Genomic DNA, 20,401 nt, shown 5'->3' with positions numbered 1-20,401 from the left:
GCGCGGCCCACGCTGTCACGGCAATCGCAATTGACAGGTGTGACGGCCGGGAAATCATCGTCGCACGGAGCGCACGCCACGCTCACCGCCCGATCAGAAGGCAGCAAGTGTCGATGATGGAGACCGGACCGATCCCCGCCGAGGCTCGCGAGGCCGGCCTCCACCCGTTCGAGGTCGGGCTCGGCCGCCGGCCAGCCAACTACGTCGCGCTGACCCCGGTGAGCCTGCTGGCGCGCGCCGCCGCCGCATGCGGGGCACGGATTGCGGTCATCGACGGAAGCCGCCGCTTCACCTATGCGGACCTGTACGGGCGCTGCCGCCGCCTCGCCGCGGGCCTCGCCGGTCGGGGCATCGGATCGCTCGACACCGTCGCGATCCTGGCACCGAACGTGTCCGAGATGATCGAGGCGCATTTCGCCGTCCCGATGCTCGGCGCGGTCCTCAATCCGCTGAACACCCGTCTGGACCCGGCGACGATCGCGTTCTCGCTCCGGCACGGCGGAGCCCGGGCGCTCATCGTCGAGGCCGAGTACGCCGCGCTGGCCGCGCGGGCGCTCGCCGATTTCGCCGAGCCCGTCCTGGTGGTGGCGATCGGCGAGACCGGTATCGACGGGGCTGTGCCCTACGATTCCCTGCTCGCCGAAGGCGATCCGGACTATGCCTGGGTCGGTCCAGAGGACGAATGGCAGTCGCTCTGCCTGCTCTACACGTCGGGAACGACCGGAGATCCAAAAGGCGCCGTCTACAGCCATCGCGGCGGCTATCTCCAGGCTCTCGGCAACGCCGTGACTTTCGGGCTCACCGACGCGAGCGTGTATCTCTGGACGCTGCCGATGTTCCATTGCAGCGGCTGGTCGTATCCCTGGGCCAGCGTTGCCGCCTGCGCCACGCAGGTCTGCCTCCGGAAGGTCGAGCCGGCGGCCATCTTCCGGCTGATTGCCGAGCACCGGGTGACGCATCTGTGCGGTGCACCGATCGTCCTGTCCATGATCGCCCACGCGCCGGCCCACGACCGCGTGCCGTTCCCGCAAACGGTGCGCTGCGCGGTCGGCGGCGCGGCGCCCTCCTCGACGATCATCCGCACCATGGAGGATCTGGGCTTCCAGGTGACGCATCTCTACGGGGCCACCGAGAGCTACGGGCCCGCGACGGTCTGCCTGGCACAGCCGGATTGGGCCGACCTTCCCGAAACCGAACGATACGCCCGCATGGCCCGTCAAGGCGTGCCGCTGGCGACCCTGGAGGCCGTAAGCGTCGCCGACCCGGCAACCGACGCGCCGGTGCCGCGCGACGGCGTATCGGTCGGCGAGATCCGGCTGCGTGGCAACACGGTGATGAAAGGCTATCTCGGCAACCCGGACGCGACGGAGCAAACGCTCGCGGGCGGCTGGTACCGGACCGGCGACCTCGCGGTCTGGCACCCGGACGGGTCGGTGGAGATCAAGGACCGGGCGAAGGACATCATCATTTCGGGCGGCGAGAACATCTCCAGTTTGGAAGTGGAGGAGGTGCTGATGCGCCACCCCGCGGTGATGCTCGCGGCCGTCGTGGCCAAGCCGGACCCGACCTGGGGCGAGAGCCCCTGCGCCTTCCTGGAGCTGAAGCCCGGCGCGACGGAACCCGCCGACCAGGAGTTGATCGCCTTCTGTCGCGAGCGGATGGCGCGCTTCAAGGTGCCGAAAACCGTCGTGTTCGGGCCGTTGCCGAAGACGTCGACGGGCAAGATCCAGAAGTTCGTCCTGCGCGAGCAGGCGCGGGCTCTCTGAGCCACGCCCGTCCGGCGCGTCGGAACGGGTCACGTCACCATGCAGCCCCTAGAGGCCGGAGACGAGGTGGCCTCCGTCGACCGCCACGACGCTGCCGGTCATGTAGGCGCCGGCATCCGAGGCGAGCAGCAGCAGCGGCCCATCGAGTTCCGCCGCCTCGCCCAACCGACGCTGCGGAACGCGCTTGATCAGCGCCTTGCCGGCGTCGGATTCGAAGAAGGCGTCATTCAGCTCGGTCTTGATGTAGCCCGGAGCGAGCGCGTTCACCCGAATTCCGTGGCGCGCCCATTCGAGTGCCAGACTCTTGGTGAGCTGCACCACGGCCGCCTTGGAGGCGGCGTAGGGCGCCAGTCCACCGGTCACCCGCAGCCCGAGGATCGAGGCGATGTTGACGATGCTGCCGCCAGCGCCGTGTCGGACCATGCGCCGCCCGGTTGCCTGAGCCACGAGCCAAACCCCCTTGAGGTTCGTGTCGAGCACGGCGTCCCAGTCGGCCTCGTCGAGATCGAGGGCCGGTTTCGTCGCCGTCACACCGGCATTGTTCACCAGGACCGCCACGGGTCCGAACCGCGATTCAGCGGCATCGAGCGCCCGCTCGACGCTTGCGGCGTCGGTGACGTCCATGACGACGGCATGGGCCTCTCCGCCTTCGGACGCGACGCGGGTGACGGTTTCGGCGAGGGCATCGGCCCGGCGGGCCCCCAGCGACAGGCGGGCTCCGGCGCGGGCGAGAGTTCCGGCGAAGTGACGGCCGAGGCCGCTTGAGGCACCGGTGATGAGGACGTGACGGCCGGCGAGATCGAATGGGCCCGTCATCTCAGCGCACCGACGCGACGGCCGGAGCCGCGCTCCGCTTGCGTTCGGCGTCGCGGCACGGGCCGGTGATGAGGATATCGGTCATGGCTCTGCGCTTCCCCTGCATGCACCGGCGATCCGCGGCCGCCGGCTCCCCGGTCTTCGCGCCGAGGCATCGACCGTTCTTTTGGACCGCCCCTGCCCGGTAGGCCAGCCAGACCGGCGAAGCCGTCACCTCATCGGCGGCCAAACAGCCGCTCGATATCGGCGAGCTTCAGCTCGATCGAGGTGGGACGTCCATGGTTGCACTGCCCGGAATTGGGCGTGGCTTCCATCTCGCGCAGGAGGGCGTTCATCTCCTCCGGTCGCAGCCGCCGCCCGGCGCGGATCGAGCCGTGACAGCTCATGCGCGACAGGACCGCGTCGAGGCGCCGGCCGAGCGGGCCGCCCTCCGCAGCCGGGACGCCGCCCTCCTCGTCGCCACTGGCCTCCAGGGCGTCGAGGATGTCGGTGACGAGGTCGCGAGTCGAAGCGCCGAGCAGCGCGGCCGGCACCTCGCGCACGAGCACCGCCCCCGGCCCGAAGGCCTCGATGGCGAGACCCAGCCGCTCGAGGTCCGGCGCCGCGGCGACCAGCCGGTCCGCCTCCTCGGGGCTCATCTCGACCACGTCGGGGATCAGCAAGCCCTGGCGGGCGATGCCGCCCGTTTCCCGCTCGGCCTTCATCCGCTCGTAGACGAGCCGCTCGTGCGCGGCGTGCTGATCGACGATGACGAGGCCGTCGCGGGTCTGGGCGAGGATGTAGGTTTCGTGGATCTGTGCCCGGGCCGCGCCGAGGGGATGATCCAGCGTCTCCGTCGCATCGTCGGCCACGCGGATATCGGCCTGGGGCGGCGCCGACACCGGGGCCGGATCCGGGCCCGCGAACACGGCCTGCGCAGCCTCGCCGAATCCCGCCGGCGCGGCCGGCACAGGCTGCGGCGCCCGCCACGCGGTCTGCGGACGGTAGCCTGACGGTGCCGCGACCGACGGCGTGCCCACCGGAAACAGGCCCGGTCGCGTCGGTCGGAACAGGCTCGGGGCGGCAGCGCCGCTATGGGTCGCGAGCGGCGGACCGGCGGGGCGCAGGGCGTCGAGAGTCCGCGCGGCGCCGGTGGTGGCCGAACGGGCGCCGCCGCGGCGCAGGGCGTCGTGGATCGCGCTCACGATCAGCGCCCGCACGAGGCCCGGCTCGCGGAAGCGCACCTCGGTCTTGGCCGGGTGGACGTTGACGTCGACGCGGTCCGGGTCGCACGCGATGGAAAGGCCGAGCACCGGATGGCGGTCAGAGGCCAGGGTGTCGGCGTAGGCGCCGCGGATCGCGCCCAGCAGGAGCCGGTCGCGCACGGGGCGCCCGTTGACGGCAAGGTGGATATGGGTCGCCGCGCCGCGATGATAGGTCGGCAGGCCGACATGGCCGGTCACGGCAAAACCTTCCCGGGCCAGGGAGACCGGCAGCGCATTGGCGAAAAAGTCCGGCCCCAGAACAGCGGCGAGCCGGCGCAGCTCTGCCTCGGGTCCGGTCTCCGCGGGCAGGACCAGCGGCTGCCCGGCATCGGCGCGAAGGGTGAAGCGGATCCCGGGCTGCGTCGCGGCAAGCCGGCGCAGCGTTTCGGCGACGGCGGTGTTCTCCGCCCGGTCCGATTTCAGGAACTTGAGCCGTGCCGGTGTCGCGGCGAACAACTCGGTCACTTCGATCCGGGTCCCACGCTGCGCCGGTGCCGGACGGACCTGACCCTTCAGCCCCGCCTCGACCGTCAGGCTGGCCCCGGCCTCGGCATCCGGGGTCCGGGTGACGATGGCGAGCCGCGACACCGCGCCGATCGACGGCAGCGCTTCGCCGCGGAACCCGAGGGTGGCGATCGCCGTGAGGTCGCCGCCCGGAAGCTTTGAGGTGGCGTGCCGCTCCACCGCGAGGTCAAGGTCGTCCGGCGTCATGCCACGGCCGTCATCGACGACCCGGATCAGCCGCCGTCCCCCGGCCTCGATGGTAACCTCGATGGCACGGGCCCCGGCATCGATGGCATTCTCGACCAGCTCCTTCACGGCAGAGGCCGGACGCTCAACGACTTCGCCGGCCGCGATGCGATCGACGAGCACGGGGTCGAGGCGACGGACGGACGGCGCGTTCAGGGCGGTGGACATCGCCACGGAGAATAGTCCCTGCGCCGCGGTGATCCAATCACGCTGCGCAGTGCGGACTGGGAATCAGGCGCGGCGCAGCGATCCGCCCAGAGAAATCCGGCCGCCGCCGCTGCGCGTCCCCTGGCTTGTCGCCACCTGGGGCCGGCGCGACAGGTCGAACAATGCGTTGCCGACGACGCCTGCCGTCCGCCGCAGGGTGGCACCGTCGCAGGTCGACGCAACGCGAACGCCGATCGCATGGGTGTGACTGCGGCCGTAGAGCCAGACCGCGAGCCGCGCCCGGGTCGCCTCCGGGATGCCCTCAAGTAGAAAGACCGCGCCCTCAGGATCGGCCTTGATCAGACGACCGACGACGTCCGGTGCCACCGGGCACTCGAGGGCGGGATCGTCGATGCTGAGCGTCCGGTCCTGAGTCATAGCGCCCCCTGGCAGCGTCAAGCCGTCAGCGTGGGCGGTCTTGGTTAACGAATGCTCACCGCGCGACGTCGGAAACGCAGACCGCCTGCGAAGCCGCTCATCTTCGGCTCGCCGTGATGCAGCCCGACGCCATGCGCCCGCATCTTCGGAACCCTAGTCAGTCCGTCTCCGGTGACGGTGCGGGCGCTACAACGGCCGGCGGACAACCCGGGCGATCAGACCGATGATGCCCTCCCGGAACAGCAGCACGCAGAGCACGAACACACAGCCCTGAATGATCGTCACCCAGGCCCCGAACTGCGCGAGGTAGGTCTCCATGGTGACGATCACCAAGGCCCCCACGATCGGTCCGAAGACCGTGCCCATGCCGCCCACGAGCGTCATCAGCACGACCTCGCCGGACATCGACCAGTGCACATCGGTGAGCGAGGCGAGCTGGAAGACGATCGCCTTGGTGGAGCCCGCGAGTCCGGCAAGGGTCGCGGAGAGGACGAAGACCGCGAGCTTGTACTGGCTCGCCCTGTAGCCGAGGGAGATCGCCCGGGGTTCGTTGTCGCGGATCGCCTTCAGCACCTGCCCGAAGGGCGAGTGGATGATCCGGTAGATCAGCAGCATCCCCGCCATGAAGATTACGGCGACGACGGCGTACATCGCCCGGTCGTCCGCGAGGCTGATCGCGCCGAACAGGTTGCCGCGGGGCACCGCCTGGATGCCGTCCTCGCCGCCGGTGAACTTCGCCTGCAGGGAGAAGAAGAACACCATCTGGGCGAGCGCCAGGGTGATCATCGAGAAGTAGATGCCCTGCCGGCGGATCGCCAGGGCGCCGAAGATCAGACCCAGCAGGGCCGCCGTCACCGTGCCGCTGAGGATCGCCAGTTCCGGCGTGAAGCCGAGCTGCTTGGCCGTGTAGGCGCAGAGGTAGCTCGCCATGCCGAAATAGGCGGCATGGCCGAAGGACAGCAAGCCGCCGTAGCCGAGCAGCAGGTTGAAGGCGAGCGCGAACAGCGCGAAGCACAGCACCTTCATCAGATAGACGGGGTACAGGACGAGCGGCGCTACGATCAGCAGCAGCGCGATGCCGATGAAGATCAGGCGATGGAGCGCCTTGTCGTCCCGGCTCGTCGGGAGCGCGGCGGCGATCGGGGCGGCCTCGAGGGCGGCGGTGTCGGCCATGGGTGTCGAGCCTCAGTTCGCGGTCAGGCCGTGCGCCCGAACAGGCCGGCGGGTTTGACGAGCAGCACCAGCACCATGATCACGAAGATCACGGTGGCCGACGCCTCCGGATAGAACACCTTGGTCAGCCCCTCGACGAGGCCCAGGGCGAAGCCCGTGATCACCGACCCGATGATCGAGCCCATGCCGCCGATCACCACCACGGCGAAGACCACGATGATGATGTCGGCGCCCATGTTGGGGTTCACCGAGTAGATCGGCGCGGCGAGCACCCCGGCGAAGCCTGCGAGCGCGACGCCGAACCCGTAGGTCAGCGTCAGGAACAGCGGCACGTTCACCCCGAAGGCCTGGACGAGCGTCGGGTTCTCGGTGGCGGCCCGGAGATACGCGCCGAGCTTGGTCTTCTCGATGACGAGCCAGGTGGCGATGCAGACGGTCAGCGACGCGACCACCACCCAGGCCCGGTAGTTCGGCAGGAACATGAAGGGCAGGCGCTGGCCGCCGGAGAGCTCCGCCGGAATCGCGTAGGGCAGCCCCGAGACGCCGTACTGGTTGCGGAACAGGCCCTGGATGATCAGCGCCAGCCCGAAGGTCAGCAGAAGTCCGTAGAGGTGGTCGAGCTTGTAGAGCCGGGCGATGAGCACCCGCTCCAGCACGATGCCGAAGGCGCCCACCACGAGGGGCGCGAGACCCAACGCCCACCAGTAGCCCAGGCCCACATAGGTGAGCAGCATCCAGGCCACGAACGCGCCCATCATGTAGAGCGCGCCGTGGGCGAAGTTGATGATGTTCAGGAGCCCGAAGATGATGGCGAGCCCCAGCGACAGGATCGCGTAGAACGAGCCGTTGATCAGGCCGAGCAGCAATTGCCCGAACAGGGCCTGCGTCGGCACTCCGAAGATCGTGGTCATGGCCGTTCTCCGCGCCCCGATCCCACCGTCAACCCTTCACGAGGGGGCAATTGCCCTCGTTGAGCGGCCGGAAGACCTGATCGCCCGGGATCGTCTCGAGCTTCTTGTAAAGATCCCACTCGCCCTTCGACTCGGCGGGCTTCTTGACCTCGAACAGGTACATGTCGTGGATCTTGCGGCCGTCCGCGCGGATCACGCCCTTGCCGAACAGCGGATCGTCGGTCGGCATCGCCTTCATCTTGGCGACCGTGGCGGCGCCGTCGGCGGTGGATTTCAGCTCGGCCACCGCCTTCAGGTAATGGAGCACGTCCGAGTAGACGCCGGCATGGTTGGCGGTGGGCTTCGAGCCGTTCTTCATCTGCTTGGCGAAGCGGTCCGAGAAGGCGCGGGTCTGGTCGTTCAGGTCCCAGTAGAACGGCTCGGTGAGCACGAGACCCTGGGCGACCTTGGTGCCCAAGGAATGCACGTCCGAGGAGAAGACGAGGAGACCGGCGAGCGCCTGCCCGCCCTCGGTGATGCCGAACTCGCCGGCCTGCTTGATCGCGTTGATCGTGTCGGTGCCGGCATTGGCGAGCCCGATCACCTTGGCGCCCGAGCCTTGAGCCTGGAGCAGGAAGGACGAGAAGTCCGAGGTCGGGAACGGCGTCTTCACCGAGCCGACGACCTTGCCGCCGTTCTTGGTGATCACGGCGCTGGTGTCGCGCTGAAGCGTCTGGCCGAAAACGTAATCGGCCGTGAGGAAGAACCACGTATTGCCGCCGCGCTTCACCATGGCGCCGCCGGTGCCGTTGGCCAGCGCCACCGTGTCGTAGACCCAATGGATGGTGTTCGGCGTGCATTGCGGGCCGGTGAGGTCGGCGGTGCCGGCGCCGGTGTCGATGAAGACCTTGTTCTTCTCCTTGGTGACCTGGCTGATGGCCAGCGCCACCGAGGAGGTCACCCCGTCGGTGATCATGTCGACGTTGTCGCGGTCATACCATTGCCGGGCGATGGCCGCCCCGACATCCGGCTTGTTCTGGTGATCGGCCGAGACGATCTCGACCTTCAGGCCGTGAGCGTCCGGCTTGAAGTCTTCGACGGCGAGCTTCGCGGCCACGACCGAGCCCTCGCCGCTGATGTCGGAATAGGCGCCCGATCGATCGCCCAGGATGCCGATCTTCACGTTCGTCTGCGCAGCAGCGGTGCCCATCATCAGGGCGCCGGCGAGGGCAGCGAGGGTCGCGGGCCGGGCGATACGTCCGAACATTTTCGTTTCCATCCTTGTAACGGCGCAGCGGATCTCCGCCAGCCGAGTATCGGGGCGCCGATTGTTGGCGCTTCTACGGTTTTTGCGAACGGGCTTCAGACGCCGAGATAGGCGTGGAGCTTGTCGATATTGGCGTCAAGCTCGGCATTGGGGATCATATCGACCACCCGCCCCTGCTCGATCACGAAATGCCGGTCCGCCAGTGTCTGGGCGAAGCGGAAGTTCTGCTCCACCAGAACGATGGTGTAGCCTTTCGCCTTCAATTGCTGGATGGTCCGGCCGATCTGCTGGACGATGACCGGCGCCAGTCCCTCCGTCGGTTCGTCGAGGAGGATCAGCTTGGCACCGGTGCGCAGGATGCGTCCGATCGCCAGCATCTGCTGCTCGCCGCCGGAGAGCTTGGTGCCCTGGCTGCCGGCGCGCTCCTTCAGGTTCGGGAAGAGCTGATGGATCTCGTCCACCGACATGCCCCCCGGCTTCACCCGCGGCGGCAGCATCAGGTTCTCGTGGACCGTGAGGCTCGCGAAGATGCCCCGCTCCTCCGGGACGTAGCCGATTCCGAGGCGGGCGATGTTCCGGGACGCCATGCGGATGGTCTCGACACCGTCGTAGACGATCGAGCCGGCGCGCTTGCCGAGGATGCCGATGATGGCCCTCAGCGTCGTGGTCTTTCCGGCGCCGTTACGCCCGAGCAGCGTGATGACTTCACCGGTCCGGACATCGATGTCGATCCCGTGGAGCACGTGGCTCTCGCCGTACCAGCCTTCCAATCCGCGGACAGTGAGGAGCGCGCCGGTCGCGGCCGCCGGAGGTGTCTTGAGAGCCGCCTCACGCATGTCCCGCCCCGATATACGCTTCGACCACACGCGGATCCTTCGAGACCGTGGCGTAGTCCCCCTCGGCCAGCACCTGGCCGCGGGCCAGCACGGTGATCCGGTCCGAGAGGGAAGCGACCACCGACAGGTTGTGCTCGACCATCAGGATCGTCCGGTCCTTCGAGACGCGCCGAATGAGCGCGGCGGTCCGGTCCACGTCCTCGTGGCCCATGCCGGCCATCGGCTCGTCGAGGAGCAGCATCTCGGGATCGAGAGCGAGCGTGGTTGCGATCTCCAGCGCGCGCTTGCGGCCATAGGACAGCTCGACCGCCAGCACGTCGGCGAACTCCGACAGTCCGACCGCGTCGACCAGTTCGAGCGCCTCGCCGTTCAGCGCACGCAGGACCCGCTCGGGCCGCCAGAAATCGAAGGAATCGCCGCGCCGCCGCCGCTGCAGGGCGATGCGGACATTCTCCATCACGGTGAGATGCGGAAAGACCGCCGAAATCTGGAACGAGCGGACGAGCCCCAGCCGGGCGACATCCGCCGCCTTGAGGCCGGTGATGTCGCGATCCTTGTAGCGGATCGTCCCCGAAGTCGGGATCAGGAACTTGGTGAGCAGATTGAAGCAGGTGGTCTTGCCGGCGCCGTTCGGCCCGATGAGCGCGTGAATCGTGCCGCGCTCCACCTGCAACGCCACGCCGTTGACGGCCCGGAATCCACGGAATTCCATCGTCAGGCCATCGGTCGCCAGGATTACATCCCGTGCCAAGCGTGTCCCTCCCGGGTTTGATTTCTTGCCGCCATATCGCCGATCCGTGACGGTACAGTCCATCGCAATCGCCGGGGACCACGCGACAATCCCCCGTCAGTGATATCTGTCGCAGACCATGTCACGGCGGTCGCTCGACCGAACTTGACCACGCGCCGCCCTCCGATTAACTCAGACAAATTCCGAGAGCGCTATTCTGGGGAGACACGGCATGGACGGTCGCGCGGCCTACATCGCCGTCGACTGGGGCACCACGAACCGACGGGCCTTCGCCGTGTCAGGCTCGGGAGCGGTGCTCGACAGCCTGCAGGACGGACGCGGGATCCTCTCCCTGGCGCCCGGCGACTACCCCGCGGAGATCGCGGATCTGCGCGCGCGGCTGGGGCCTCACCCGGTCATCGCGGTCGGCATGGTCGGATCCAACCGGGGCTGGCTGTCGGCGCCCTACATCGCCGCGCCGGCAACCCTCGCGGCCCTGGCGAAAGCCTGCGTGGAACCCGCGCCCGACGTGCGGATCGTCCCCGGCGTCGCCCTGCGGGACGGACAGCGTCCCGATGTGATGCGGGGGGAAGAGGTCCAGGTCTTCGGTGCGATCGAAGCGGGTTCAGCGCCACCGACGGCCTTGTTCTGTCAGCCGGGCACACACAACAAGTGGATCGAGACCGTCGATGGTGCGATCACGGATTTCACCACCGTGATGACCGGAGAGATCTTCGCCCTGCTTCGCGCACAGGGCATCCTGGCGGGGATGCTCGACGGTGAGGTCGGGAACGGAGCCGCTTTCCGCGCGGGCGTCGGGCGGGGCCTCGCCTCCCGAAACCTCGCCGCGACCCTGTTCGAGGTCCGCTCGGGACTGCTGCTCGACCGCCTCGCCCCCGATGACGCGGCCTCCTACGCCAGCGGCATCCTGATCGGCGCCGATGTCGGCACCCGGGACGACCTCCAGGGCCGTCCGGTCCATCTACTCGGCGGCGGCCCCCTGGCCGCGCTCTACGCCGCCGCCATCGCGCAAGCGGGCGGGACTGGGGTGATCGTGCCGGACGGTTCCACCACGTCCGGTATCCACGCCATCTGGAGTCTGCGGACATGACCATCCACGACCGGTTCGAGGCGGCCTTCGCGGGCTGCCCGCTCGTGGCGATCTTGCGGGGACTCACGCCGGACGAGGCGCCGGCGATCGGGGAGGCCCTGGTCGGGGCCGGGTTCACCCTCATCGAGGTGCCGCTCAACTCGCCGGACCCGCTGCGGAGCATCGCGGTGCTCGCTGAGCGCCTCGCCGGACGGGCGCTCGTCGGCGCCGGCACCGTTCTCAGCCGATCGCAGGTCGCCGACGTCGCGGCCGCCGGCGGAATCCTGCCCGAGACGATCGCGGGCTGGCGACAGGCGGGAGCCGATGGTTTCGGCCTCGGCTCCAATCTCTACCGCCCCGGCAAGGGGGCGGACGACGTGGCGCGCGATGCTGCGGCCTACGTGGCGGCATTGCAGCGATCTGCCTGAAGACATGTACGGGGTCCCGACGGCTTGGACCGGCGCCGAGGCTCGCCTATCAGCCTCTCGCGTCGGATAGGTCGGGAGCGGTAGATGATCGGTGACACTGCGGTATCGCCCGGTGGCGGCGGTTTTGACAGGCTGGAGACACCGTGCCTCCTCTTGGACGCCGACATCCTGCAGGCGAATGTCGACAGGATGCGCAGGCATCTCGACGGGTTGGGCGTCACCCTGCGCCCGCATCTCAAGACGACCAAATCCCTCGAGGTCGCGCGCCGGGCGATGGCCGGTCCCGCTGGGCCCGCGACGGTCTCGACGCTCCGGGAGGCCGAGTATTTCGCCGAAGGCGGCGTGCGCGACATGATCTACGCCGTCGGCATCGCACCGCAGAAGCTCGATCGGGTCGGAGCCATCCGACAGCGCTGGGGGGCGGATCTGGCGATCGTCCTGGATTCAGCAGCCCAGGCCGAGGCTGTGGCGGCCTGGAGCCGGCGCAGTGGCGATGCCCTGCCGGTGCTGATCGAGGTGGATGCCGATGGACATCGCTCCGGGGTCGGGCCGCGGGATGCCGAAGCGCTCGTCGCCATCGGCCGCGCGGTCGCGGACGGCGCTAGCCTGCGCGGCGTGCTGCTCCATGCCGGCGACAGCTATGGGCTGAGCGATCCCGCCGCCCTTCGTCGGGCGGCCGAGGCCGAGCGCGTGGCCGCCATCGCGGCGGCCGAGATCCTGCGCGGCGCCGGCCTCCCCTGCCCTGTCGTGAGCGTCGGATCGACGCCCACCGCCCGGTATGCGGAGACCCTCGCGGGCGTCACGGAGGTGCGCGCCGGCGTGTTCATGATCGGCGACTTGTTCCAGGCGGGCGTCGGCTCCTGCACGATCGACGACATCGCCCTCACCGTTCTCGCGACGGTGATCGGGCATCAGCGGGACAAGGGCTGGATCATCACCGACGCGGGATGGATGGCACTCTCGCGTGATCGTGGCACCGCGCCGCAGGCGGTCGATCAGGGTTACGGCTTGGCCTGCGACATCGCCGGGCGCCCCTATCCGGACCTGATCGTGCGGGACGCCAACCAGGAGCACGGGATCGTCGCGGTGCGGAAAGGCGCTGCTGCCGGGCTTCCCGACCTTCCGGTCGGCGCGCGCCTGCGGATCCTCCCGAACCATGCCTGCGCCACGGGTGCACAGCACGACCGCTATCACGTCGTGGCCGATGGCCGCCTCTCCGGAGAGGTCTGGCCGCGCATCAACGGCTGGTGAGGCGCGGCGCCGCGCCTAGCGACGATTTGCGATGTTCCCTTTCGACCGGTCGGAACGGTCGACGACCGTCCGGCAGGCGGAACTCAACGCCACCCGATTCTCCCGCAGGCAGAGGGTGATAGCGCCCGCATTGGGAATCTGAGAGGCGCAGAGGCGCATCACGTCCGGCGTGCAGGCGGCCCGCTCGGCCCCCGTTTCCGCGAACGCCGAAGCCGTGCCGAGGAGGACGACGAACAGTGCGAGGGGGGCGGACTTCATCGCGGTGGGTTCTCCTGAACGGGTCGGGTCGGCGTGCGGCCAAGCCTCGGCATCGGGCGAGAACGTCGACGCCGACCGAGATATCCCGTCACGCTTGTTTCAATCTGACGCAGGGGCGCCGCTCAAGACTACGCAGAGCGCAGGCTCAAGGACGCTCCTGCCGCGTAATCGTTCCGGTGGTGGCCGGCTCGATCAGTGCGGCGCCGACGACCGGTTGCGTTTTCCGCCGGTCGACCTTGTCCGCCGAGACGAGGGCGGCGGCGATCAGGGCCGACACCGCCAGCGTCGCCTTCACCACGTCCCAGACCCGCGCGAGCATGGTCGAACCCTTCCGATGTCACCGAATGCAAGCGGCGGATCCGCGTCGATCATCCGCGCACTCCGGATCCTCGACGGTGGCCGTTCCCAAAACCTTTCCTGCTCGACCGAGACCTGCAGATCGACGGTACCGTGATGCAATCAGGTCTCACTTCGACGTCGGCCGAGCGGCCGCCTCGGCGGCCAGGGCTTCGAAGACCAGCGCGTGGCGCCGCGCGAGGGCCTCGACATCGTGGGTGTATCCGCCGCCGATCACCGCAGCGAGCGCGATCCCGCGCGCGCGAGCCTCGGCCACGACGAAGCGGTCGCGGGCGAGAAGGCCATCATCGGTGAGGCAGAGTCGGCCGAGGCGGTCGTCGCGATGCGGATCGACGCCGGCATTATAGAAGACGAGGTCCGGCGCGAACGTGTCGAGCAGCGGCGGCAGACGGGCACGCAGAACAGCGAGGTAGCCGGCGTCGTCGAGCCTGTCCGGCAGGCCGATATCTAGGTCGCCGGCGATCTTCTGGGCTGGATAATTGTTTTCGCAATGAATCGAGAAGGTGAAGAGCTCCGGGCTTCGGGCGAGACAATCGGCGGTGCCGTCGCCCTGATGCACGTCGAGATCGACCACGAGGACGCGCCGGACCAGCCCCTCGGCCTGGAGCGTCCGCGCCGCGACTGCGACGTCGTTCAGCACGCAGAAGCCAGCACCCTGCTGGCGCCGCGCGTGATGGCTGCCGCCAGCGGCGCTGCCCGCCAGACCTTCCGCCAGGGCGAGGCGCGCGGCCAGAAGGGTGCCGCCCACCGATGCGCGCGAGCGCCGGACGAGGGCCGCATCGACCGGTAGCCCGATGGCCCGCTCGATTTCAGGACCGACATCGCAGGCCAGCACCGCATCCACATAGGCGGCATCGTGAGCGCGGATCAGGATGTCCGCCCCGGCCGGCTCCGGCGTGACGAAACCGAGCGGAGCCAGCCCCTTCGCGATCAGCGTCTCCGCGAGCAGGCCGTACTTGCGCATCGGAAACCGATGGCCGACCGGGAGGGACGCCTCATAGGCCGGGTGGAAGGCGATCGGGGGAGTCACGCAGGGTGCCCGAGATCGTTCAGGATAGCGTCGGCGAGCGCCAGCCCGCTGTCGTAGGCCGCCTCGATCCGGGCCCCCAGGCACCAATCCCCGGCCGCCCCGAGTCGGCATGCCGGATCGTACAGGCAGGGCACCTGCAGGGCGTTCTCGACCTGCGCGTAGCGCCAGCGATGGGCTTCCATGTGGGACGGTCGAAGTTCGGTGCCGAGGCAGTCCCGGGTGGCGCGGACAAGTTCGGCGACGATCGTCTCACGCGGCGCTTCGAGATGCCGGCGCGACCAATCCGGGGTCGCGTGGACCGTGAGCCGGATCCCGGGGGGCCGCCCGGGCTTCGACGAATCGCACGCGATCAGGCCGATCGGACCGGCCCCCGGCTCGGTCAGGTCCTCCGGCGGGGACGTGTGCGCCGCGATCATGAAGGACCAGCAGGGTGCGTATGAAGCGCGGGCGATGTCCGGGAGGGTGACGCCGGATGCCGCGAGCAGCGTCATGACCTGCGGCGCCGGGACGGTGATCGCCACCGCGTCGAACGGCCCGTGAACGGCGCCGGACGCGTCCTCCAGCCGCCAGTGTGCCCCATCTCGGTGAAGACGCAGGATGGTCGTGGCGCTCTGAACCGGAAGACTCGACAGCAGGTCGCGCACGGGCTCGACCATGCTCGGCACGCCGACAGACCGTTCGGAACCAGCCCAGGGCGCAACGATGCCGCTTCGCGCCCATCGATCGATCTGACCCGCGAAGGCGGTACCGCGCGCGCGCATGAACTGAGCGCCATGGTCGAACTGGAGATCACCGACGCGCCGGGTTGCCATCCGACCGCCGACGCCGCGTCCCTTGTCGAACACCCGCACCCGCAGGCCCGCCTCGGCAAGGTGGCGTGCCGCAGCTGCGCCGGCCATGCCCGCGCCGAGAACCGCGACGATCCCACGCTCGTTCAAGTCCCTACTCCGCTCCGCAGGACGGCCAAGCCGGCCGTGTTGCAGCACAGATAGGGGGGAGCGATCAGGAGATCAGGGCGACCGAACTTCGCGCGTCGACAGGATCCGCGCGGACAACGGGTGGCCTCTCATGGAGCCGCCGGACGGGACAGGCCGCACGATCGCCGGATGGCCATGGTGCGGGTAGAGGGAATCGAACCCCCACGCCTTGCGGCTGGCGATTTTGAGTCGCCCGCGTCTACCAGTTCCGCCATACCCGCGTACGGAGGGCTCTTCGCATAGGTCGGCGGGTCCGGCCAAGTGTTGTTTTTGCGGTGGGCGCCGATCTGGCCAAGGCGGGACGCCTATGCTCAAAGGGCGACCGATCGCTCACTTCGGGACCTTGCATGCTCCGCCGGCTGTACGCGTGGATCCTGGCCCTCAGCGACAGGCCGTCCGCGCCCTATGCGCTCGGCGCTGTGGCCTTCGCCGAAAGCTCCTTCTTCCCGGTTCCGCCGGACGCGATGCTGGTGCCCATGGCGGTCGCCCGACCGGACCGGGTCTGGCTCTACGCCACGATCACCACCGTCGCCTCGGTCATCGGCGGACTCGTGGGCTACGCGATCGGGGCCCTCCTGTTCGATTCCCTTGGGGAATGGCTCATCCGTCTCTACGGATTGCAGAACTCGGCCGCGACCTTCCAGGATTCCTACGCGCGCTACGGCCACTGGGTGATCCTGCTGAAGGGACTCACGCCGATCCCCTACAAGCTCGTCACGATCACCTCGGGCTTCGCCCATTACAGCCTGTTCTGGTTCACGGTTCTTTCGATCGTGACCCGCGGCGCCCGCTTCTTCATCCTGGCCGGATTGCTTGGACGCTACGGCGTCCAGATTCGGGCCGTGCTCGACCGGCACCTCAACGCGGTTGCGGCGATCTCCGTCGCCGTCATCGTCCTCGGCTTCCTGCTCTTCAAGGTGATCCTGTAGCGATGAATACGGCGGCCGCCCTGCGCCTCAAGACTGCTGGCCTCTGGCTGGCAATCGCTTCCGCCCTCACCGTCGGAGCTGCGCTCGTTCTGCAGTACGGATACGGCTACGCGCCGTGCAAGCTCTGCCTGACAGAGCGGCTGCCCTATTACGCCGCGATCCCCCTGGGCCTTCTGGCCCTGTTCCTGCCGGAGCGCCTGGCACGGATCGCCCTCGGGCTCGCCGCCCTCGGCCTCCTCTACGGCGCCGGCATCGGGGTCTACCACGCCGGCGCGGAATGGGGCTTCTGGCCGGGGCCGGCCGATTGCGGGGGCGGCACCGGGACGAATCCGGGCCAGGTCGGCGACTTCCTCAACGCGCTCCAGACTACGAAGGTCGTCGATTGCTCGGTGGCGGCGCTGCGGGTGGCCGGGATCTCGCTCGCCGGCTGGAGTGCCCTGGTCTCGGCCGTGCTGGCGTCGTTCGCAGGGACCGCCGCCCTGCGGCCCTGAGGCTCGGGGCGGGTCTGGTATCCGCTCAGTTCCGGTCGTCCGGCAGGACCGGGATCGCCGCCACCTCGATGCCCTCGTCGATCAGCGCGCGCGCCTCCGCAGGGGTCGCCTCGCCATAGATCGAACGGCCCTCGGTCTCCCCGTAATGGATCCTGCGCGCCTCTTCGGGAAAGCGCGCGCCGACGTGCTCGGCATTGGCCACCACGTGCTCCCGAAGCGCGCGCAGCATCGCCCGCAACTGACGCTCCGGCTCGGCGACCATGGTCACCGGCGCTTCCGCCTCCGCCTTCGCGGGCGGCGCGGGTGCACGCGCCCGATCCGTGCGGGCAACGCTCGGCACCATCAGGGCCTTGCTGACCTTGGCGCTGTCGCAGACCGGGCACGTCACGAGCCCGCGTTCGACCTGCGTGTCGTAGGAGTCGGAGGACGGGAACCAGCTCTCGAAGCCGTGTCCGGCCTCGCAGACGAGACTGTAGCGGATCATTCTGTCGCTTGCTGTGCTGCCTGATGCGCCGCTTGAGCCTGGGAAGATACGCGCTCTATGGTGAAGGGCCGACCGTGCTGCAGCGAGGGGATGCGGGCCCGGGCCTCGGCGACCTGCGCGAGGTCGATCTCCGCCAGAATGATCCCGGGCTCGGCCCCGCCGGCATCGGCCAGCACCCGGCCCCAGGGATCGACGATCAGCGAATGGCCGTAGGTTTCGCGCCCGTCCTCGTGCAGGCCGCCCTGCGCCGCCGAGATCACGAAGGCGCCGGTCTCGATGGCGCGGGCCCGCTGCAGGACGTGCCAATGGGCCTCCCCGGTCTGACGGGTGAAGCAGGCGGGTGCCGTCAGCACGTCCGCGCCCGCTTCGGCGAGGGCGCGGTACAGGGCGGGAAATCGGATGTCGTAGCAGATCGTCAGGCCGAGGGTGGCCCACGGCGTCTCGGCGAGGACTGCGCAGGCACCTCCGGAATACGTGGCGGATTCCCGCCACCGCTCGCCGCTCGGCAGGTCGACATCGAAGAGATGCAGCTTGTCGTAGGACGCCAGGATCGCGCCATCGGCGCCGATCAGGTAGGCCCGGTTGGCGATCTTGTCGCCGGACCGGACTGCGATCGAGCCGATCTGAACGACCGTGCCGGTCTGGCGCGCGGTCTCGCGGAGGGCCGCCAGGGTCTGGTCCTGCTCCTCGGCGGTGACGTGGGCGAACAGGCGCTCGCGGCTCCGCTCCACCAGGGATGTCATCTCGGGAGTCTGCACGTAGGCCGCGCCCCGGGACGCCGCTTCGCGCACACCCGCCACGGCCGCGTCGCGGTTCGCCGCGGGATCGCGCCCCGACCGCATCTGCACGCAGGCGGCCGTGAAGCGGGCCTCAGGCATCGGCCGTGTCCTTGAGCAGCGGGTCGAGCTTGCCCGCCCGATCGAGGGCGTACAGGTCGTCGCAGCCGCCGACATGCGTGGCACCGATGAAGATCTGAGGCACGCTCGTACGGCCGCCCGCGCGCTCGACCATCGCGGTTCGAGCCCCCTGCGCGCGTTCGACGTCGATCTCCTGGAAGGCCACGCCCTTCTCCTTCAGCAGGCTTTTGGCCGCTGAGCAGTAGGGACACCAGCCCGTGGTGTAGATTGTGACCGGCTGCATCGCGAACGTCGTCCCGACCGTGAACTCCCGCCATATAGGAGTGCGGGACGCGACTTGCCTATGCCCGTGTCGCCACAGGCAAACTCGGTCGCGCCATGCCGGTGGCTCCGCGGCCGGCTCAGGCAGCCAGCAGTTTTTCGACCTCGTTCACGAGATCGCGCAAGTGGAAGGGCTTCGACAGGACCTTCGCGTCCTTCGGAGCCTTGGAATCCGGGTTGAGGGCCACGGCTGCGAAGCCGGTGATGAACATCACCTTGATATCGGGATCGAGCTCGGTGGCCCGGCGAGCCAGTTCGATACCGTCCATCTCGGGCATCACGATATCGGTCAGCAGCAGCTCGAACGGCTCCTCGCGCAGCCGGTTGTAGGCCGAGAGGCCGTTGTCGAAGGACAGGACATCATAGCCCGCATTCTGCAGCGCCTTGGCCAGAAACCGGCGCATGTCGTTGTCGTCTTCCGCCAGCAGGATTTTCATCGGCCGGATCCGAGCCTTCGAGTCGAGAAGTTGATCCCATAAAGGGAGGCGATGGTAAACAAGGTGTTAGGATGGAGCGCGCAGCGGGAGCCGCGTGTCTCACGGGCGACTGCCCCAGTCGCCGGCACGGAGTGGACAGGCGGTCGATCGCGCACCACAGTGAGCACCTGCCGTCCTCGTTCAACCGCCGGGGTGTCCACCAACCGATGACTGCATCCGAACCGGTACAGCCAGACGCCTTCGGATTTGCCCCGGCCTTTGCGGTCGACGAGCCCGCGGCGCACACCCTGCCCTTCGTCTTCAATACCGGTCATTCTGGAGCCGTCTACCCCCCAGACTTCATCGCAGCCTCGCGGCTCGACGCCCTGGCGCTGCGTCGCTCCGAGGACGCCTATGTCGAGCGCCTGTTCGCGCCCGTCGTCGAACTGGGCGCGCCGCTGCTGCGGGCCAACTTCCCCCGCGCCTTCCTCGACGTGAACCGCGAGCCGTACGAGCTCGACCCCCGCATGTTCGACGGGCGCCTGCCGCCCTTCGCCAACACCCGGTCGATGCGCGTGGCCGGCGGCCTCGGGACGGTCCCGCGCGTCGTCGCAGACGGTCAGGAAATCTACGCCCGGCGACTGCCCGTGGCCGAGGCGACCGCCCGGATCGAGGGCCTGTACAAGCCCTATCACCGCGCGTTGCGCAGCCTCATCCAGCGCACGGCGCGCGCGCATGGTTGCTGCATGCTCATCGACTGCCACTCGATGCCCTCATCGAGCCTGGGCCGCGACCCGGAGATGAAGGCCGACGTGGTGCTGGGTGACCGGTATGGCACGGCTTGCGCGCCCGCGCTGATCGACGGGTTCGAGGCCGCGTTCCGGGCTCGGGGTTTTCGCGTGGTGCGCAACAAGCCCTACGCGGGCGGGTTCATCACGGAGCATTATGGCGAGCCGAACCTGGATCGCCACGCGCTCCAGATTGAGGTCAACCGCGGCCTCTACATGAACGAGGTCAGCCTCGCGACGACGCCGGGCTTTCCGGCCCTGGTCGGAGCCTTGCGCGCCGTGATCGTCGAGGTCTCGCGAGATCTCGCGGAGGTCGTTCCGCGCCAAATCGCCGCGGAATAGCGATCGCGCCGGGACGTTCGGCGGAGACGGATGCGGGAGGACCAGACAGAAAAAAGGCCACTCCCGAAGGAGCGGCCCGAAGTCTAGGGAGGAAACGCCCAAGAAGGGCAGCAGGACCGCGACGCCATCGCGATCCCGCAACGCACAAATTAAAGTGCGCCGCACAAGAAGCAAGGGCAAATCGTCGGATCCCGCTGCTCTGCGCGCATACCTGAACCGCGTGCGACGGACGCAAGACGCCCACGCTGCCTCCGGGTGAGCGATCGGCCCCGATCACCGCGTTCGCCGGTCGGGGCCTGGATCTGTGCGGTTCGGCAGCCGCGGA

At 68.9% G+C, this 20,401-nt stretch carries 24 protein-coding genes and 1 tRNA gene; 7 read left to right on the top strand and 18 right to left on the bottom strand.

All coding sequences use genetic code 11. The features are described from left to right. Positions 1 to 113: 113 nt before the first annotated feature. Positions 114 to 1,766 (top strand): AMP-binding protein, encoded by a 1,653-nt coding sequence (locus BM396_RS05825; RefSeq protein WP_043380539.1) that lies wholly within the window; start codon positions 114 to 116, stop codon positions 1,764 to 1,766. A gap of 48 nt (positions 1,767 to 1,814) precedes the next feature. On the opposite strand, the gene BM396_RS05820 is transcribed toward BM396_RS05825, so the two are convergent. From BM396_RS05820 to BM396_RS05780, 9 genes are all read right to left on the bottom strand, one after another. After that, positions 1,815 to 2,582 (bottom strand): SDR family NAD(P)-dependent oxidoreductase, encoded by a 768-nt coding sequence (locus BM396_RS05820; RefSeq protein ID WP_043380387.1) that lies wholly within the window; start codon positions 2,580 to 2,582, stop codon positions 1,815 to 1,817. Position 2,583: 1 nt separating this feature from the next. Further along, complete coding sequence (locus BM396_RS05815) at positions 2,584 to 2,811, bottom strand: hypothetical protein (RefSeq protein WP_043380390.1); 228 nt, start codon at positions 2,809 to 2,811, stop codon at positions 2,584 to 2,586. Next, positions 2,798 to 4,744: a DNA mismatch repair endonuclease MutL gene (gene mutL, locus BM396_RS05810; protein WP_043348657.1), complete on the bottom strand. Its 1,947-nt coding sequence runs from the start codon at positions 4,742 to 4,744 to the stop codon at positions 2,798 to 2,800. Before mutL ends, BM396_RS05815 begins: the two co-directional genes overlap by 14 nt. A 63-nt stretch (positions 4,745 to 4,807) precedes the next feature. Beyond that, a complete protein-coding gene (locus tag BM396_RS05805; RefSeq protein WP_244538817.1) occupies positions 4,808 to 5,110 on the bottom strand; it encodes a hypothetical protein in 303 nt (100 codons plus the stop codon). Positions 5,111 to 5,347: 237 nt separating this feature from the next. Beyond that, a complete protein-coding gene (locus BM396_RS05800) occupies positions 5,348 to 6,334 on the bottom strand; it encodes a branched-chain amino acid ABC transporter permease (RefSeq protein ID WP_043380392.1) in 987 nt (328 codons plus the stop codon). 23 nt (positions 6,335 to 6,357) lie between these two features. Next, on the bottom strand, positions 6,358 to 7,245 hold the full coding sequence (locus BM396_RS05795; protein WP_043380394.1) for a branched-chain amino acid ABC transporter permease: 888 nt from the start codon (positions 7,243 to 7,245) through the stop codon (positions 6,358 to 6,360). A 28-nt stretch (positions 7,246 to 7,273) separates the two neighbouring features. Beyond that, entirely contained in the window at positions 7,274 to 8,491 is a 1,218-nt protein-coding gene (locus BM396_RS05790; protein ID WP_043380397.1) for an ABC transporter substrate-binding protein, read from the bottom strand. Positions 8,492 to 8,586: 95 nt separating this feature from the next. After that, positions 8,587 to 9,327, bottom strand: coding sequence for an ABC transporter ATP-binding protein (locus tag BM396_RS05785; RefSeq protein WP_043380399.1), 741 nt, complete (start codon positions 9,325 to 9,327; stop codon positions 8,587 to 8,589). Then, on the bottom strand, positions 9,320 to 10,078 hold the full coding sequence (locus tag BM396_RS05780; RefSeq protein WP_043348639.1) for an ABC transporter ATP-binding protein: 759 nt from the start codon (positions 10,076 to 10,078) through the stop codon (positions 9,320 to 9,322). Before BM396_RS05780 ends, BM396_RS05785 begins: the two co-directional genes overlap by 8 nt. Before the next feature lie 211 nt (positions 10,079 to 10,289). Between BM396_RS05780 and BM396_RS05775 the strand changes: the two genes are divergently transcribed. From BM396_RS05775 to BM396_RS05765, 3 genes are all read left to right on the top strand, one after another. Continuing rightward, a complete protein-coding gene (locus BM396_RS05775) occupies positions 10,290 to 11,168 on the top strand; it encodes a 2-dehydro-3-deoxygalactonokinase (protein ID WP_043380401.1) in 879 nt (292 codons plus the stop codon). Next, complete coding sequence (locus BM396_RS05770) at positions 11,165 to 11,575, top strand: beta/alpha barrel domain-containing protein (RefSeq protein ID WP_043380403.1); 411 nt, start codon at positions 11,165 to 11,167, stop codon at positions 11,573 to 11,575. Before BM396_RS05775 ends, BM396_RS05770 begins: the two co-directional genes overlap by 4 nt. Before the next feature lie 84 nt (positions 11,576 to 11,659). Then, positions 11,660 to 12,826, top strand: a complete 1,167-nt coding sequence (locus tag BM396_RS05765; RefSeq protein WP_043380406.1) for an alanine racemase — start codon at positions 11,660 to 11,662, stop codon at positions 12,824 to 12,826. 15 nt (positions 12,827 to 12,841) lie between these two features. Here the strand turns inward: BM396_RS05765 and BM396_RS05760 are convergent, their stop codons facing one another. The 5 genes from BM396_RS05760 to BM396_RS05745 form a co-directional block, all read right to left on the bottom strand. Beyond that, a complete protein-coding gene (locus tag BM396_RS05760; protein WP_043380408.1) occupies positions 12,842 to 13,084 on the bottom strand; it encodes a hypothetical protein in 243 nt (80 codons plus the stop codon). Between the two features lie 145 nt (positions 13,085 to 13,229). Then, complete coding sequence (locus BM396_RS32665; protein WP_164706330.1) at positions 13,230 to 13,403, bottom strand: hypothetical protein; 174 nt, start codon at positions 13,401 to 13,403, stop codon at positions 13,230 to 13,232. Between the two features lie 147 nt (positions 13,404 to 13,550). Continuing rightward, entirely contained in the window at positions 13,551 to 14,471 is a 921-nt protein-coding gene (locus BM396_RS05755) for a histone deacetylase family protein (RefSeq protein ID WP_043380410.1), read from the bottom strand. Continuing rightward, positions 14,468 to 15,409, bottom strand: a complete 942-nt coding sequence (locus tag BM396_RS05750) for an NAD(P)/FAD-dependent oxidoreductase (protein WP_244538816.1) — start codon at positions 15,407 to 15,409, stop codon at positions 14,468 to 14,470. Before BM396_RS05750 ends, BM396_RS05755 begins: the two co-directional genes overlap by 4 nt. A 175-nt stretch (positions 15,410 to 15,584) precedes the next feature. After that, positions 15,585 to 15,669: transfer RNA gene (locus BM396_RS05745), tRNA-Leu, on the bottom strand. A gap of 126 nt (positions 15,670 to 15,795) precedes the next feature. On the opposite strand from BM396_RS05745, the gene BM396_RS05740 reads away from it, so the two are divergent. Continuing rightward, positions 15,796 to 16,377 (top strand): YqaA family protein, encoded by a 582-nt coding sequence (locus tag BM396_RS05740; RefSeq protein ID WP_043353820.1) that lies wholly within the window; start codon positions 15,796 to 15,798, stop codon positions 16,375 to 16,377. 2 nt (positions 16,378 to 16,379) lie between these two features. Then, the gene (locus tag BM396_RS05735; RefSeq protein WP_043380413.1) at positions 16,380 to 16,868 is read left to right on the top strand and encodes a disulfide bond formation protein B; all 489 of its coding nucleotides are present in this window, start codon (positions 16,380 to 16,382) and stop codon (positions 16,866 to 16,868) included. 25 nt (positions 16,869 to 16,893) lie between these two features. Here BM396_RS05735 and BM396_RS05730 read toward each other — a convergent pair whose 3' ends face one another. The 4 genes from BM396_RS05730 to BM396_RS05715 all read right to left on the bottom strand — a co-directional run bounded on the left by BM396_RS05730 (position 16,894) and on the right by BM396_RS05715 (position 18,967). Then, positions 16,894 to 17,352 (bottom strand): DUF1178 family protein, encoded by a 459-nt coding sequence (locus tag BM396_RS05730; protein ID WP_043353816.1) that lies wholly within the window; start codon positions 17,350 to 17,352, stop codon positions 16,894 to 16,896. Beyond that, positions 17,349 to 18,230: a carbon-nitrogen hydrolase family protein gene (locus BM396_RS05725; RefSeq protein ID WP_043380415.1), complete on the bottom strand. Its 882-nt coding sequence runs from the start codon at positions 18,228 to 18,230 to the stop codon at positions 17,349 to 17,351. The genes BM396_RS05730 and BM396_RS05725 overlap by 4 nt, the downstream gene beginning before the upstream one ends. Continuing rightward, on the bottom strand, positions 18,223 to 18,492 hold the full coding sequence (gene grxC / locus BM396_RS05720) for a glutaredoxin 3 (protein ID WP_043353813.1): 270 nt from the start codon (positions 18,490 to 18,492) through the stop codon (positions 18,223 to 18,225). Before grxC ends, BM396_RS05725 begins: the two co-directional genes overlap by 8 nt. Positions 18,493 to 18,610: 118 nt before the next feature. Further along, a complete protein-coding gene (locus BM396_RS05715) occupies positions 18,611 to 18,967 on the bottom strand; it encodes a cell cycle two-component system response regulator CpdR (RefSeq protein WP_003603128.1) in 357 nt (118 codons plus the stop codon). Between the two features lie 206 nt (positions 18,968 to 19,173). Here BM396_RS05715 and BM396_RS05710 point away from each other — a divergent pair, with 206 nt between their 5' ends. Continuing rightward, positions 19,174 to 20,076 (top strand): N-formylglutamate amidohydrolase, encoded by a 903-nt coding sequence (locus tag BM396_RS05710; RefSeq protein ID WP_043380418.1) that lies wholly within the window; start codon positions 19,174 to 19,176, stop codon positions 20,074 to 20,076. Positions 20,077 to 20,401: the final 325 nt, after the last annotated feature.

It is taken from the genome of Methylobacterium sp. UNCCL125 (assembly GCF_900116795.1).
Classification (GTDB): domain Bacteria; phylum Pseudomonadota; class Alphaproteobacteria; order Rhizobiales; family Beijerinckiaceae; genus Methylobacterium; species Methylobacterium fujisawaense.
Note: the sequence above shows the minus strand (reverse complement) of the source record. Positions and strands in the feature narration are given on the sequence as shown.

Bases quoted from the DNA above. Each gene is read 5' to 3' on its own strand.
- BM396_RS05825 (WP_043380539.1), top strand. From the start codon at position 114: ATGATGGAGACCGGACCGATCCCCGCCGAGGCTCGCGAGGCCGGCCTC.
- BM396_RS05820 (WP_043380387.1), bottom strand. From the start codon at position 2,582: ATGACGGGCCCATTCGATCTCGCCGGCCGTCACGTCCTCATCACCGGT.
- mutL (WP_043348657.1), bottom strand. From the start codon at position 4,744: ATGTCCACCGCCCTGAACGCGCCGTCCGTCCGTCGCCTCGACCCCGTG.
- BM396_RS05800 (WP_043380392.1), bottom strand. From the start codon at position 6,334: ATGGCCGACACCGCCGCCCTCGAGGCCGCCCCGATCGCCGCCGCGCTC.
- BM396_RS05795 (WP_043380394.1), bottom strand. From the start codon at position 7,245: ATGACCACGATCTTCGGAGTGCCGACGCAGGCCCTGTTCGGGCAATTG.
- BM396_RS05790 (WP_043380397.1), bottom strand. From the start codon at position 8,491: ATGTTCGGACGTATCGCCCGGCCCGCGACCCTCGCTGCCCTCGCCGGC.
- BM396_RS05785 (WP_043380399.1), bottom strand. From the start codon at position 9,327: ATGCGTGAGGCGGCTCTCAAGACACCTCCGGCGGCCGCGACCGGCGCG.
- BM396_RS05775 (WP_043380401.1), top strand. From the start codon at position 10,290: ATGGACGGTCGCGCGGCCTACATCGCCGTCGACTGGGGCACCACGAAC.
- BM396_RS05770 (WP_043380403.1), top strand. From the start codon at position 11,165: ATGACCATCCACGACCGGTTCGAGGCGGCCTTCGCGGGCTGCCCGCTC.
- BM396_RS05765 (WP_043380406.1), top strand. From the start codon at position 11,660: ATGATCGGTGACACTGCGGTATCGCCCGGTGGCGGCGGTTTTGACAGG.
- BM396_RS05760 (WP_043380408.1), bottom strand. From the start codon at position 13,084: ATGAAGTCCGCCCCCCTCGCACTGTTCGTCGTCCTCCTCGGCACGGCT.
- BM396_RS32665 (WP_164706330.1), bottom strand. From the start codon at position 13,403: ATGCTCGCGCGGGTCTGGGACGTGGTGAAGGCGACGCTGGCGGTGTCG.
- BM396_RS05740 (WP_043353820.1), top strand. From the start codon at position 15,796: ATGCTCCGCCGGCTGTACGCGTGGATCCTGGCCCTCAGCGACAGGCCG.
- BM396_RS05735 (WP_043380413.1), top strand. From the start codon at position 16,380: ATGAATACGGCGGCCGCCCTGCGCCTCAAGACTGCTGGCCTCTGGCTG.
- BM396_RS05730 (WP_043353816.1), bottom strand. From the start codon at position 17,352: ATGATCCGCTACAGTCTCGTCTGCGAGGCCGGACACGGCTTCGAGAGC.
- BM396_RS05725 (WP_043380415.1), bottom strand. From the start codon at position 18,230: ATGCCTGAGGCCCGCTTCACGGCCGCCTGCGTGCAGATGCGGTCGGGG.
- grxC (WP_043353813.1), bottom strand. From the start codon at position 18,492: ATGCAGCCGGTCACAATCTACACCACGGGCTGGTGTCCCTACTGCTCA.
- BM396_RS05715 (WP_003603128.1), bottom strand. From the start codon at position 18,967: ATGAAAATCCTGCTGGCGGAAGACGACAACGACATGCGCCGGTTTCTG.
- BM396_RS05710 (WP_043380418.1), top strand. From the start codon at position 19,174: ATGACTGCATCCGAACCGGTACAGCCAGACGCCTTCGGATTTGCCCCG.